Genomic DNA, 13,564 nt, shown 5'->3' with positions numbered 1-13,564 from the left:
GTGACAGAAGAACAAGTCCTAAATACTCACAATGCCGGTCTTTTGCTGAGCGCAGCAAACAAATCGCATTACCCACAAGATAATATTCCAGAAATAGCTCTAGCCGGACGTTCCAATGTCGGTAAGTCAAGTTTTATCAATACTATTTTAGGGCGTAAAAACTTAGCCCGTACTTCAGCTAAACCTGGTAAAACTCAGTTACTTAATTTTTTTAATATTGATGATAAGATTCGTTTTGTTGATGTTCCGGGATACGGCTATGCTAAAGTTTCAAAAACCGAACGTGCAAGATGGGGAAAAATGATTGAAGAGTATTTAGTCAATCGTGAAAATCTTAGAGTAGTTGTTTCTTTAGTTGATTTACGACATGAACCTTCCGGAGAAGATGTTCAAATGTATGAATTTTTGAAATATTATGAGATACCTGTTATTGTTGTTGCGACAAAGGCTGATAAAATTCCGCGAGGCAAATGGAATAAACATGAAGCAATGGTTAAAAAGAAATTGAATTTTGATTCCAATGATCAGTTTATTATCTTTTCGTCAGTTGATCGTTTAGGTATTGATCAGGCTTGGGATAGCATTTTAGCAATGGTTTAAAAATACTTCAATTGAAGTATTTTTTATTTATACCAATAATGCAGTAGATGCTTGACTGTGAAATAGGGAAATGATACCATGCTAGTGGAGGAGAACCCTTTATGAATAATTGTGCAATATTAGATGTAAAACCCCAAAAATCGCGCAATCTTTTAAAAATAGTTAGTTTTTTGTTCTTTATTTTTCTCCTTGTTGGAGTAGGGGCTACTGCTTACTATAAATATCAGAAGGGAAACTTAGAAGGAACGTGGAAAGCTAATTCTGTTAAGGGAATTTATGAAAAAGATATCACTAATGACTTGAAATTATTAGACAAACAATTGGGTATGACCGTTGAAAATAGTATTTCGAAACCTCAATTAAAAATGGTAGTAAAAAAAGATAGAGTAGAGATGACCTACTATCTTACTGTCAATCGTGACCTTCTGAGCCAACAGATTTTAGATTATTATAAAAATGAAATGAGTAAAATTTTAAAAGATAGCGATGTCTCTTTAAATGAATTAGCTCCAGAAGTAAAAACGGCCATTGAACAATCAGTACCGACAAAAGCAGACATTCAAAAACAGCTGGATGAGGAATTTATGAAAAGGGCTTATGCTGTAAATGGTGAGTATGATAAGGCCACAGGAGTCATTTCATCACAGGTTGCTAGAGGAAAAGTCAATCGTTTCCTGAATCGAGTAGCGTTCAATTCTCTTAACAAGAAGGCGAAAATCTTTATGAGCCAGGGGAAAAAAGTGAACTTGAAGTATAATAAAACTGATAAAAAAGTCGTTTTAACAAATCAAAAAGATAAAATGGCATTTACAAAATAAAGATATCTATTACGTCAAGCCTTAAAAGGGAAACTTTCAAAGGCTAATCATAATAAGCAAAGGATTTAGCTATAGTGCTAAGTCTTTTTCTTTTAGTTAAGTAAATAGAATCATCTGTGTTGGATTGTGAGAAGATACTAGTGATATTAGTCGTATAAAAAAACATTCTAATCCTAGAGGAAAGTTGAGGATTAGAATGTAAGTTGACGAATAAAGAAATTTTATTTTAAGGAGCAATGGTGATTTTTCCATTTTCCAAATGGGCATGGAGCTTTTTGATTTCAGGATGCTCTAAGTAGTAATCTGTAATATTATCACGGATTTGTTGTTCAACAACACGTCTAAGTGGGCGTACTCCCATTGTTGGATCATAACCAAGCTCAATCAGCTGATCTTTAACATCTTCGTCCACCTCCAACGTGATTCCTTTTTTTACAATAGTTTTATCAACTTCGTCTAACATCAGATTGACGATAGCTTTCAGATCATCTTTTGTCAAACTCTTGAATTCTATAAGGGCATTGAATCTATTGAGAAACTCTGGTCTAAAGTACGGTGCAAGTCGATCCATGATTGGTATTTCTTTGTCTTTCTTGTCGAGATTATGCTCGTAACCAAACCCAGCATTAGATGTAGCGATAATAACAGTGTTTTTGAAGTCAATGGTATTTCCTTGTCCATCTGTCAAACGACCGTCATCTAAGACTTGAAGTAATAGGGTAATAACTTGTGAATCAGCCTTTTCAATTTCGTCTAAAAGGATAATAGCATAAGGATTACGACGTACTTTTTCGGTTAAGGTATTTTTGTTATCATCATAACCCACATAACCAGCAGTAGTGCCGATTAATTTTGAAACAGCTGTCCTGTCGCTGTATTCTGACATATCCAATCTGATAATGGATTCCTTGGATCCAAACATATCGAGTGCTAGCTGTTTTGCTAGCTCAGTTTTTCCGACTCCGGTTGGTCCTACGAATAAGAAAGATCCAATCGGACGATTCCCATCATCAAACCCAGCTCGGTTTCGACGAATAGCTCTTGCAACAGCAGAAACAGCCTGATCTTGACCAATAACATGCGCTTTCAAGCGGCTAGCAATTTCTTTTAGACGCTCTAAATCGCTAGCTCCCATCTTGGAAACGGGTATTCCTGTTAGTCGTTCGACAGATTGAGCAATGTCATTAATATTGGCAGTAACTTTTTGACCTTCTGTATGGTTTTCAATCTGTTTTTGTAATTCTTCGATTCTAGTTTTTGCTTTGAGAGCTGCTTCAAAATCTTCTTTTTCCACAGCCTGCTCTTGATTGTTTTTCTGTTTTTCAATTTCTTTTTCAAGAGATTGAAGATCTGTAGCAGGATGTTGGGCAGCTAAATGTGCTGCTGTCATATCTAATAAATCAATAGCCTTATCTGGAAGGCTACGCTGTGGAATATACTGGATAGAATAATCAACTGCAGCCTTTAATACGGAGTCAGGAAGAATAACATTATGATGTTGTTCATAAAGATTTCGTATACCCATCAAGATATGGAAAGTATCTTCAGCACTTGGAGCATTTACCTTTACTTCATTAAATCGTCTTGCTAGAGCAGCATTTTTAAGGATAGTATTTCGATATTCATCCTGAGTTGTAGCACCGATGACTGTTATTTCACCACGTGATAAGGCTGGCTTAAGAATATCAGCTAACCCTTTAGATCCCGATTCGCCACCTGTAGAACCTGCTCCTAAAATTTGGTGGATTTCATCAAAGAATAGAACAATGTTGCCCGATTCTTTAACTTCAGTGATTAAATTTTGAATATTTTCTTCAAAGCTACCACGGTATTGGGTACCTGCTTCTAGACTAGAAATATCAATTGAAATGATGTCTTTACCTTTAATCGCAGCTGGGACGTCTCCAGCTACAATAGCTTGAGCCAAACCTTCAACGACAGCAGTTTTCCCAACTCCTGCATCGCCAACAAGAACGGGATTATTTTTTGTTCTACGAGATAGAATTTCAGCAGTGTCTTGAATTTCTTTATTGCGTCCAATAACAGGATCTAGATTTCCTTTACGAGCTTCTTCAGTTAGATTAGTTCCTAATTTTTCCAAAATACTGTTATTAATTACTTGTTTTTTAGAGTGAGTAGCCACATTGTTTGTTTGATTTGGTATCTTGCCAGTCTGGCGGTAGTGATTGAACTCTTCAGGAGTCATCTCACGGCCATTGACTAGATAGCGACGGTTTTCTGTCTGGTAACCACCAATATTTCCCATTAGTTGGTTGAAAATATCATCCATATTTCCAAAAGAATCTCTTCCGTAATTTTTTGTCATTAGTTTTACCTCTTTAATTGTAATATGATTTTTATGAAGGAAACGGTCATTTAGTCTATACAAGAAGTAGAGAGATCAGATTTAAATGCCCGCTATTTATAGCTTGCCAACTACCTTCTAAATAGTATTATACTCCTAAGGTCAGTAAAGGTCAATAAAAAACTGACCTTTTTTGACCTTTATTTTGCAATAAATTTTAATATTTTTATTGACAAGAACTATTAAATAGAGTATACTGATATAGGTTTTGAAAAAAACTGACCTAAGACAGTAGGGGAGCAAGGCTCGTAAATTTCCTACCGAGGCACAAAACGATATTGTTTAATAACGTATTTGTACTTTCGTGTCTAGGTTTAGAGACGATTTTTTTCTGTCTCTAGACAAAAAATAATTACGGAGGTAAAACTAATGAGTGAAGCAAATATTGCTAAAAAAGCTGAGCTAGTCGACATCGTAGCTGAGAAGATGAAAAATGCTGCAAGTATCGTTGTTGTTGATTCGCGTGGTCTTACAGTTGGTCAAGATACTGAACTACGTCGTTCACTTCGCGAAAGCGGCGTTGAGTTCAAGGTTATCAAAAATTCAATCTTATCTCGTGCTGCTGTTAAAGCAGGACTTGAAGGAATGGAAGATGTTTTCGTTGGACCATCTGCTGTAGCATTCTCAAACGAAGATGTTATCGCACCAGCTAAAATCATCAATGATTTCGCTAAAACTGCTGATGCACTTGAAATTAAAGGCGGAACAATTGAAGGAGCTGTTTCTTCTAAAGAAGATATCATGGCTCTTGCGACATTGCCAAACCGCGAAGGTATGCTTTCTATGTTACTTTCAGTACTTCAAGCACCAGTTCGCAACGTTGCATATGCTGTTAAAGCAGTTGCAGAAAATAAAGAAGACGCAGCTTAAGGCGTCAAGTCGTAACCTTGGTTACCAATTAACTTAAACAATTATCTATTTGGAGGAAATTAAAAATGGCATTGAACATTGAAAATATTATTGCTGATATTAAAGAAGCTACAATTCTTGAACTTAACGATCTTGTAAAAGCTATCGAAGAAGAATTTGGTGTAACTGCTGCTGCTCCTGTAGCTGCTGTAGCTGCTGGTGGTGCTGAAGAAGCTGCTAAAGATTCATTTGACGTAGAATTAACATCTGCTGGTGATAAAAAAGTTGCAGTTATCAAAGTTGTACGTGAAATCACAGGTCTTGGTCTTAAAGAAGCTAAGGGTCTTGTTGATGGAGCACCTGCTAACATTAAAGAAGGTGTTGCAGCAGCAGAAGCTGAAGAAATCAAAGCTAAACTTGAAGAAGCAGGAGCTTCAATCACTCTTAAATAATCATCTACTGATTGTTTAAAGGTGAAAGCCTAGTATAAAAAGCGTAGATTCATCATATGGTGGATCTACGCTTTTTTAGTGATTAAAATAATATTCTTATCTTATGTATGTAAATTGGTATTTTAGTTATCTTTGTCAAAAAATCACTCAAAATGACAAGAATAATTATGATAAGGATGATACTCTTAACAAATAAATAAAATTGTTTAGTGAGTTGATGTCATGTAAGTTCTTAATTAGTTTGCTTACAAACGCATAGAAATACTTATAACTCGAACATAAAATTTTATCTACTTAATAGCAGATTTGTTGTAACAGATAAATGATAAACGTAACTTATAGCAAATAAATAGGCCAACATTTGAATGTAACTTCAAATGTTGGCCTATTTTGCATTAGAAGAGTAAATTTTTTGAAACTGCACCTGATAGAGTTAAGGTGTTATTGGCATAATACTGAGGGGGATTTAAATTTAGCAGGAATTTGATAGTTATCTTAATAAATACCAGGTGGACCCAAGTAAAAGGGTCTATTTGCAAAAGTGAGACATATCGTTGAATAAAGTAAATTAAATGAGATAGGGGGTAAGCGTTCCCGTAATTGACGAAGCTATCTTAAAAGTGTGTAGATGACGTTAGAAAGCATTTAAAAATTTTTAACATGTTTTTTGTAGTGCTCGAGATATTGTGATTTAATTTGGGATTCTCCGAGAATTTCAAAGATTTGCATAGCTTTTTCCATTTTTTCTATCCCTTTAGATGTGCGATTATTTTTGAATTCCCAATATCCTGTAGCATACACAAAAACGGTTTGTTCATAATAGTTTAATTCCTTATCTAATAATTTTTTTATTTCATCAATTAGGAACGTACAATTATCAAATTCACTTTTATCAACACTAACAATTAAGCAATTTATTGCTAGTTGTGTCACAAGTCTCTTATTTGTTTTATTTAATGATGAGTAGATATAATTTTTCAACATTTCTTTAGTAAGTAAAAAACACGTATTATAGTGAATTGTTCTAATGCAGTTAGCTAACAAAATTATTTCGTAATAGCCCCATTTTTCAATTTTGAAGAGGTAATCTGTTAACTGAAGCATTTCTTCGTCTGATGGCATAAAACTCTTATCCAATGTATGTAGAATTGATTTTATCATTGTTCTTTCAAGTGGATTCAATTCGTAAAGTGAATTATTGGAAAGTAAAGCTGCAATGTTAGCTTTATTTTGAGATGAATATTGTTTGCGAATATATTGTACTAGGTTAGCAAAAGAGGCTGTTCTAGGGTAATCATTATCATGAAGAATAAGAAATTCATCTAAAGAAATATGCAATTTATCTAGGATATTGATAAGTCGGATACAAGATATTTCGGACTCGCCTCGTTCGAATCGCGAAATTTGTGATTTCGATAGATGTTCATCTGCTACCGAAGACAAGCTTACTTGTTTACCTTTACGGACTTTTCTGAGTGTTTTACCAAGGTTAGATAACATAAAATTCCCACTTTCCCAACGAAATTATTGATACTTTTTATTTAGTATACAATAAATACACAATAAAGAAAAAAGTAAAAGGAGAAGCGAGATGAAAGAAGTATTAAAATCTGCCCCAATTCTGTTAGTGATTGTAGATATCATTATTATTGCTGGTGGCTGAAATTCTTAGATTTACAGAAAGTTTTTAGGATAGCTAAAGATGTATCAAAAATAATATTAATTTGTCTATTATTAAAGTTATTTAATATTATTGAAAATACAAGGAGGGAAAGATCATATGAAATATTCTGCCTTGATTGGGAATCCTGTTGAACACTCTATATCATCTTATTTATTTGAATATCTTAATTGTAATGCTGGAGGTTTGAAAGATTATAAACATCAAAAAATTCTAGTTGAATCAGTATCATTAGAAGATAAAATGAATAGGCTGATAAAAGATCCTCAATGTATCGGATTCAATATCACTTTACCCTATAAAAGAGAGGTATTAAAGTACATAAATGATTTAGATGAATCAACCCAAGCTATTGGGTCGGTTAATAATATTTATAAAACGGAAAATAGTGTGAAAGGGACAAATACTGATTGGAACGGAATCTATGAGACACTAGATTTCTTTGGCATCAATAAATTACAAAAATGTTGTATTTTAGGGACGGGTGGTACTTGTAGAGCTGCTATTTTCGCACTACAACAATTCAATATTTTACCAATAATAGTTTATAGAGAGCCACTCAGTGAAAATACGCTGTGTTTAATGGAAGAACGGCCCTATTTACACTATATTTCATATCAAGAGATGCTTAAGCACATTACTGAAGTAGACTTGATTATAAATACGACGCCTGTTGGAATGATTACCAACGATGAGGAACTACCAATTGGTTTAGATGTATTAGACTCAGTAAATTTTCACGATAAATACTTTCTAGATCTTGTATTTAATCCCTTACATACTAAATTATATAGGTATTTCAGTCATAAAGGAGCCAAGGCAATTGATGGCTTATGGGTTATGATTTTTCAAGGTATCGCTGCATATTCACTTTGGACTAATAAGAGGGCTGAAGAGCATAATTTAAGTAAAGATGATTTAGTGGAATTACATAAATATATTGGAAGGAAACTAAGGAAGAGATGACGTTTAAAATTACAATAAATCTGGACGAGATTTCGGATAATCTTGAAGATTCTTTAAACTTCTTAAATGAATTATCAGTAACGAGTTGTGAACTAAGGTTAATCAATGGCAAGAATCTTATACAACTTAATGATGCTGAGCTTATTCATTTAAAAGAAGCGTTAAGAAAATACAATATCACTCCAGTTTCTATTGCAAGTCCCTTATTTAAATGGACTATAGGAACTCATAAAACTGAAGACGAAATAGATCTGTATGGTGTATCTCCCAATATCACAATAGATCAACAATGGTTATATCTTAGAAAAATAGTTTTTATAGCTCATTTTTTTGAGATTAAATATATCAGAATTTTTGGAGGGATAGGCTGTTCAACAGAAGAGTTTTTAAAAAATGAACTTTTTTTAAATCTACTAAAAGAAGAAACCCTCATTTTCTTGATTGAAAATGAGTTAGGTACATCAGTCAGTAAGGCTGAAGATTTACTGAAAATAGCAAATTTTATAAAGACAAATGCAGTTAATAATTTGAAGATTTGGTTTGATATAGCTAATTATTATAGACTCGATCAAAATGTTGGAGAAGCTCTTTGTCAACTTAATGAATATATTTACTATATTCATTGTAAGAATTACCTTCCTGATGATCAAAAGGTAAACTACGTAGAATTGGGAAAAGGTATTATTGATTTTAAAAAAATTATTAAACAGATTCATCAAAACTTTACACATTTAATTTTTAGCCTTGAAATCCATGAAAGGGAACAGCTTAAAAAAAAGAACTCTGTAAAAAATTCTTTTCTGACGTTAAATAAATATATAAATGGAGATAAAAATGACTTTAAATTTAATTGAATTAGCAAATATACCAGAAATTAAAGAAGGCGATTCAGTAGCAGAGATTATCGCTGAAAGTATGATTTCTGCCAATCTTTGTCTCAAAGATAGAGATATCATTTGTATTGCTTCAAAAATAGTTTCAATTGCGGAAAATAGCGTGGTATCTCTTAATACAGTAACTCCAAGTGATTTAGCAAAACAGCTTCACAAAAGAATTCCACGTAAAGATCCTAGAATTATTGAATTAATTTTGGAATTAACAAATAGAGATTTATCCTTACTTGATCTAAGAGATAACTATATAGGTTGTAGATTAGCAAATGGATTAAAACTGACAAGTGGCGGAATAGATAAAAAGTCAGATGATGAGGTAGTAATGCTCCCTAAAGATCCAGATAAATCAGCAAAGAAAGTTTCGGAATATCTAAGCTTAAAATTTAAGAAGCAAGTAGCAGTTATCATATCAGATAGTGATGGTAGAGAAGATAAACGAGGTGCAAACCAAGTAGCTATCGGAGTTTTTGGAATTGAACCGTTAAGGAAAACAAAATCGATAGATATAACTACAGGCAAATCTAAAATTCAGGAGGAGACTTTATGCGATATGCTAGCAAGTAGTGCCGGTCTATTGATGGGTCAAAGAGGAACTGGAATTCCTGCTGTTATTATTAGAGGCTTAGATTATAAATGGTCGGAACATACGAGTATAAAGGAAGCATTAAATGAGTAGAAATCATGACTGTAAAAATATTCTAATAATTGGTTTTGGAAAAATTGGGAAAATTAAGGCGGATAAGTGGCTATCACGCGGATATAATGTCTACGTCAAAGATTTAAAATTTGCCAGCATGAAATTACTTAATAAAAACGTTAATGTGTTGGATGACTTATCACGAGAATATTTTACTATTGAAATTTGTACTCCGACAAATGATCACCTTAGGGTATTAAAAACTATTATAAAAACGTATCTCTATTCTTACATTAGCATTGAAAAGCCGCTTTGTAACAAGTTGGAAGATTTAGAAGAAATGATCTTGCTAGTAGAAAGTCAACCACACTTGTCAAAAAAAGTTTTTGCAAATGAACAATATTTCTTTTCTAAGATTATAGAAAAATTGTTACAAGCGGAATGTTTCTCGCTAGATAAAACTAAAGAAATAACAATTGATTTTTCTAAAGATAGGATTAAAGATAACGAGAATGGAAGATTTTTAGATCAGGAGATATTGGGTTATGGGATAGAACTTCCTCATATTATTGCTGTTATCTCCTATTTGGGAATTTCATTGGAAAAGTTCAAAAAAGGCATCTTTGTAAATACTATTTATATAAAGGACTTAGAGAAACACGACTATTCAATCGAAATATCATCCTGTATTAATCAAATGGTAGTTAAAATTACTAGTAATTTGGGAAGTTTCGCAATAAGAGAAGGAAAAATTAAAGGAGGTGATGTAAAGACAGTAAGAAGAGTTACAATTGACGATAAAATAATAACGTTTGATCCGCATCCTAAACTCGAAAGATACACGAGTGAGTTAGTAGCTGGGAAAACTATTCTTCAAATTCATGATGATATGATGGACACATATATCAGCTTGTTAGAGGAAAATTCTATTCCTGAAGGTTGCTATATTCATAATGCGGTTAAGCTGACAAAATTCTTAATTGAGTTATATTCTGAGTGTGAAAAAATTTATTTATGAGGTATAAATATGGATTTAAAAATTACAAATGGCTTTTATGATCCAAGCCATTCATCATATGAAGTAGTTGAACGTAAAGGCTTGGGGCACCCTGATACATTAGCAGATGGAATTGCCGAACAAATTGAAATTGATTACTCTCTTTATTGCTTGGAAAAATTTGGTGTTATCCCACATCATAATTTTGATAAGATTATCATCCGAGGAGGACATTCCGTTCAGGCTCTAGGGGGAAGTGATTTTATTGAGCCTATTAAAGTGATTTTTTTAGGTAGAGCAAGTAAAGAGTGTTTTGGAAGTACGATTCCTCTATTTAAAATTCAAAAAAAGGCTGCAATAAACTATTTAAAGAGAATTTTACCGAACTTAGATGTTGAAAACTGTGTAGCATTTGAGTCCTTGACCTCAAATTTCACTACAAAAGATAATTGGTTCTCACCGAAATCTCTTGAAGATCTACCTGAATATAGCGGTCAACCTAAAGCGAATGATACAGCTACAATGATAAGTTATTGGCCATTGACAATCTCTGAAGAGTTAGCATTAACGATTGAAGGGTATTTCTATAAATTAAATTCTCAAAACTTACCTGTACCAAGATTTCCTCAGGTAGGAGGGGATATTAAGGTGATGGTCGTTAGAAATGGTGCTCAATACGCTATTAAAATCAATTTCCCATTAATCAGTAAATATTTCATGGAGAAGGGCGAATGCGAAAAATATGTTGTTGAACATATCGAAAAAATAAAAAAATATATTGAGTCTAAATATCAAACTATTTCTTATACTTTGGGATACCACTACTATATGACCACCTCAGGCTCCTGTATTGATTTTGGAGAAGAGGGGGCAGTTGGCCGAGGTAATAAGACGCATGGCATTATATCAAGTTTCAGGCCAAATACTATGGAAGCACCTGCAGGTAAGAATTGCACTTATTTTATAGGTAAAGTATGGGGATTCTTGACTGATACAATTGCTAAAGAAGTTTATGAAACCTTCAAAACACCTTGTCAAGTTATTATGCAAGCAAACATTCATTCAGATTTGTACAAGCCTACTCATTTATTTGTTCAAACACATAAAGAAGTAGATTATGAAAAGATATTAGAAATTACAAATAAATATTTGTCTCTAGGCAGAGAAAATACAAAGTTAATTTTAAATACCCAGCACTTTTTACCTAGGACAAATGTCTATGAAGAGTAAGACAATCTTGTATTTTGGATTAGTTGAGATTACATTTGAAGTTCCAGAGTGTATATTTAAAAATATTAAAGAACAGGATAATCATATTAAAGCTCAGGCAAAAGAGGTTAAGGTTCGTGGGAACTTGAAGTTAATAAAAAGCAACCATCAATTTGTGAAATATGATGGGAAGAATAATATTTCTGTTTTTGGACAGATGAAGTACTTTAAAAAAGGAACTTCTCTCTATTATATAGGTGAATATTTAGCTGAATGCCTTTTGATTGAAGCAAGTCATACTCTATTAGTTCATGCTGCCGCGTTATATAATCCTGATACAAAAAAATCGATCATTTTATTTGGCGAAAAAGGGGCTGGAAAAACAACAGTTGCTCTAAGACTCTGCATTGAACATGGTTATCATCTTATTGGTAATGATCAAATCATATTTGGCTTAGAAAATGGAGAACTATTTACCTATGCAGGAACAGCTAACTTTAATATTAGGAGAACGGCTATTTTATCAGATGATTTATTACATAAATTATTTGGAAGTTATTTCAGTTCTTTTCCACAATCAGCTAGGATAAGTTGGGACGAAAAAATTTCTGTATCTGCTAAAGAATTAGGAGTGTTAACTTGTCACTCCCCGGCTAACGTTTCTAAAATTTATTACATTAAGACCGATAAAAAACAAGAAGGTACATTACAACAAATCTGGGATGATAATTTAGCATGTCTTATTCTGAATGAATTATTAGGAAGGCATATCTCAGCCCAAGTTTCCTGTTTTCAGTCTGATGAGGGGAATTATTTTTCTGCCATGCCTCTCATTCGTTATCAGCAAAACAATTTAGTCCGTGAAAAAATAGTAAAGACTATTTTAAAAAAATACAATATATATAAAATTGCTGCTGACACATCTGAAAAAATAGTGAAAGAGATTGTAGATGAGATGAATTCAGAATAAATGCAATTGAGTATATATGGAAAGGAACTATTTCAGTATGATTATTGTAGGTATTCCAACCTTAAATGAGGCCGATAATATCAGTAAATTAGTGGAAAAAATTGATAAGTACTCTTTGGAGTTAGGAGAGAATATAGTTATTATTAATTCTGATAGTAATAGTGACGATGGGACTTCAAAAATCTTTTTAAAGACGAAAACATTTAACTCAAAAATATCACTTACATCCATTCAGCGCGGAAAAGGTTACAATGTGAGAAATATTTTTCAATATAGCTTAGCTCATTTTCCTAATTTTGATGGGATTATTTTAATAGATGGTGATGTCATTTCATTAGATAAAACCTGGTTGAAAAAGATGTATCTATCCATTAGGGAAGGTAATGATCTTGTGGTTCCTAATTATGCTAGAAAATTTTTTGAAGGAAATGCGACAAATCATTTTATTTATCCTATCTTACTAAAATTATTTAAGAAAGATGTCCCCTATCAATGTATTTCTGGAGACCTTGGCTTCTCGAAAAAATTGGTTAAAGAGCTAATTTATAATTGCAATTGGCATAGTTTTTCTAAAGGCTATGGAATTGATATTTTTTTAACATTAACTGCACTATTAAAATCTTACAAAATTAAGGAAATTGATTTAGAGTCTAAGATCCATAAGAGAAGTTTTGAAAAGATAGAGAAAATATTTCTGGAAGTTTCCCAAAGTTTTTTTGAGACGCTGACAGATAATTTTTCCTATATTGATAGAGACAAGTATCATTTATCATTTGAAAGTCACACTAAGAGGTTTGTTGATTCAAATGATAAACCCTCCATTGATGAAATAGAAAAGTTAAGAACAAGAGCTTTGCTATTACTAGATATAAAGGAAAAATATCCTCAAGGAATCAGACCTACTGTGTGGCATAAGAAATTAGCTGAGTCACTCAAAAATATACCTAAGTTCAGTAGTAATGAGCTTGCAAGAAGCTTATTGCCTTACTATTTATTGAGAGTCTATAATTATCTAAAATTTAATAATTTTGGAAGTGTTTCCTTTGATTTAGAGACGACGACTCAAAACATTAAAGGCAGCTGTTGCAATAAAGAAAAACATTTTAATCTTTATAACTCACACTAAA

The 13,564-nt window shown here is 32.7% G+C and carries 13 protein-coding genes and 1 other annotated feature; of the genes, 11 read left to right on the top strand and 2 right to left on the bottom strand.

Going from position 1 to position 13,564, the window contains the following annotated elements:
- Nucleotides 1-600, top strand: a complete 600-nt coding sequence (gene yihA / locus DQM45_RS05775; RefSeq protein WP_003085441.1) for a ribosome biogenesis GTP-binding protein YihA/YsxC — start codon at nt 1-3, stop codon at nt 598-600.
- A gap of 101 nt (nt 601-701) precedes the next feature.
- Nucleotides 702-1,418, top strand: a complete 717-nt coding sequence (locus DQM45_RS05770) for a hypothetical protein (RefSeq protein ID WP_003083334.1) — start codon at nt 702-704, stop codon at nt 1,416-1,418.
- A 226-nt stretch (nt 1,419-1,644) separates the two neighbouring features.
- Here DQM45_RS05770 and DQM45_RS05765 read toward each other — a convergent pair whose 3' ends face one another.
- Nucleotides 1,645-3,744, bottom strand: a complete 2,100-nt coding sequence (locus tag DQM45_RS05765) for an AAA family ATPase (protein WP_003085631.1) — start codon at nt 3,742-3,744, stop codon at nt 1,645-1,647.
- Nucleotides 3,745-3,987: 243 nt separating this feature from the next.
- Nucleotides 3,988-4,122, top strand: a sequence feature (ribosomal protein L10 leader region).
- A gap of 30 nt (nt 4,123-4,152) precedes the next feature.
- On the opposite strand from DQM45_RS05765, the gene rplJ reads away from it, so the two are divergent.
- Together rplJ and rplL are read left to right on the top strand one after the other, a co-directional pair.
- Nucleotides 4,153-4,653 carry a 50S ribosomal protein L10 gene (rplJ, locus tag DQM45_RS05760; protein ID WP_003083012.1) on the top strand — a complete coding sequence of 167 codons (501 nt, stop codon included), beginning with the start codon at nt 4,153-4,155 and terminating at the stop codon, nt 4,651-4,653.
- Nucleotides 4,654-4,718: 65 nt separating this feature from the next.
- A complete protein-coding gene (gene rplL / locus DQM45_RS05755) occupies nt 4,719-5,084 on the top strand; it encodes a 50S ribosomal protein L7/L12 (protein ID WP_003086110.1) in 366 nt (121 codons plus the stop codon).
- Nucleotides 5,085-5,729: 645 nt separating this feature from the next.
- Here the strand turns inward: rplL and DQM45_RS05750 are convergent.
- Nucleotides 5,730-6,584, bottom strand: coding sequence for a helix-turn-helix domain-containing protein (locus DQM45_RS05750; RefSeq protein ID WP_003083480.1), 855 nt, complete (start codon nt 6,582-6,584; stop codon nt 5,730-5,732).
- 280 nt (nt 6,585-6,864) lie between these two features.
- Between DQM45_RS05750 and DQM45_RS05745 the strand changes: the two genes are divergently transcribed.
- The 7 genes from DQM45_RS05745 to DQM45_RS05715 are packed head-to-tail and all read left to right on the top strand — an operon-like array spanning nt 6,865 to nt 13,563.
- Nucleotides 6,865-7,731 carry a shikimate dehydrogenase gene (locus DQM45_RS05745; RefSeq protein ID WP_003082858.1) on the top strand — a complete coding sequence of 289 codons (867 nt, stop codon included), beginning with the start codon at nt 6,865-6,867 and terminating at the stop codon, nt 7,729-7,731.
- Nucleotides 7,728-8,585: a sugar phosphate isomerase/epimerase family protein gene (locus DQM45_RS05740; protein WP_003084559.1), complete on the top strand. Its 858-nt coding sequence runs from the start codon at nt 7,728-7,730 to the stop codon at nt 8,583-8,585. Before DQM45_RS05745 ends, DQM45_RS05740 begins: the two co-directional genes overlap by 4 nt.
- Nucleotides 8,566-9,300, top strand: coding sequence for a coenzyme F420-0:L-glutamate ligase (locus tag DQM45_RS05735; RefSeq protein WP_003083362.1), 735 nt, complete (start codon nt 8,566-8,568; stop codon nt 9,298-9,300). Before DQM45_RS05740 ends, DQM45_RS05735 begins: the two co-directional genes overlap by 20 nt.
- Entirely contained in the window at nt 9,293-10,279 is a 987-nt protein-coding gene (locus tag DQM45_RS05730; RefSeq protein WP_003084921.1) for a Gfo/Idh/MocA family oxidoreductase, read from the top strand. The genes DQM45_RS05735 and DQM45_RS05730 overlap by 8 nt, the downstream gene beginning before the upstream one ends.
- A gap of 9 nt (nt 10,280-10,288) precedes the next feature.
- Nucleotides 10,289-11,488 carry a methionine adenosyltransferase gene (locus DQM45_RS05725; RefSeq protein ID WP_003083309.1) on the top strand — a complete coding sequence of 400 codons (1,200 nt, stop codon included), beginning with the start codon at nt 10,289-10,291 and terminating at the stop codon, nt 11,486-11,488.
- On the top strand, nt 11,472-12,437 hold the full coding sequence (locus DQM45_RS05720) for an ATP-binding protein (protein WP_197709518.1): 966 nt from the start codon (nt 11,472-11,474) through the stop codon (nt 12,435-12,437). The genes DQM45_RS05725 and DQM45_RS05720 overlap by 17 nt, the downstream gene beginning before the upstream one ends.
- Nucleotides 12,438-12,474: 37 nt before the next feature.
- Nucleotides 12,475-13,563, top strand: a complete 1,089-nt coding sequence (locus DQM45_RS05715; RefSeq protein ID WP_003082636.1) for a glycosyltransferase family 2 protein — start codon at nt 12,475-12,477, stop codon at nt 13,561-13,563.
- Nucleotide 13,564: the final 1 nt, after the last annotated feature.

It is taken from the genome of Streptococcus porcinus (assembly GCF_900475415.1).
Taxonomy (GTDB): domain Bacteria; phylum Bacillota; class Bacilli; order Lactobacillales; family Streptococcaceae; genus Streptococcus; species Streptococcus porcinus.
The sequence above is the reverse complement of the archived record's forward strand: the minus strand, read 5'-3'. Positions and strand labels throughout refer to the sequence as shown.

Excerpts from the sequence above, each read along its gene's own strand:
- DQM45_RS05770 (WP_003083334.1), top strand. The coding sequence starts at position 702 with ATGAATAATTGTGCAATATTAGATGTAAAACCCCAAAAATCGCGCAAT.
- DQM45_RS05765 (WP_003085631.1), bottom strand. The coding sequence starts at position 3,744 with ATGACAAAAAATTACGGAAGAGATTCTTTTGGAAATATGGATGATATT.
- rplJ (WP_003083012.1), top strand. The coding sequence starts at position 4,153 with ATGAGTGAAGCAAATATTGCTAAAAAAGCTGAGCTAGTCGACATCGTA.
- rplL (WP_003086110.1), top strand. The coding sequence starts at position 4,719 with ATGGCATTGAACATTGAAAATATTATTGCTGATATTAAAGAAGCTACA.
- DQM45_RS05750 (WP_003083480.1), bottom strand. The coding sequence starts at position 6,584 with ATGTTATCTAACCTTGGTAAAACACTCAGAAAAGTCCGTAAAGGTAAA.
- DQM45_RS05745 (WP_003082858.1), top strand. The coding sequence starts at position 6,865 with ATGAAATATTCTGCCTTGATTGGGAATCCTGTTGAACACTCTATATCA.
- DQM45_RS05740 (WP_003084559.1), top strand. The coding sequence starts at position 7,728 with ATGACGTTTAAAATTACAATAAATCTGGACGAGATTTCGGATAATCTT.
- DQM45_RS05735 (WP_003083362.1), top strand. The coding sequence starts at position 8,566 with ATGACTTTAAATTTAATTGAATTAGCAAATATACCAGAAATTAAAGAA.
- DQM45_RS05730 (WP_003084921.1), top strand. The coding sequence starts at position 9,293 with ATGAGTAGAAATCATGACTGTAAAAATATTCTAATAATTGGTTTTGGA.
- DQM45_RS05725 (WP_003083309.1), top strand. The coding sequence starts at position 10,289 with ATGGATTTAAAAATTACAAATGGCTTTTATGATCCAAGCCATTCATCA.
- DQM45_RS05720 (WP_197709518.1), top strand. The coding sequence starts at position 11,472 with ATGTCTATGAAGAGTAAGACAATCTTGTATTTTGGATTAGTTGAGATT.
- DQM45_RS05715 (WP_003082636.1), top strand. The coding sequence starts at position 12,475 with ATGATTATTGTAGGTATTCCAACCTTAAATGAGGCCGATAATATCAGT.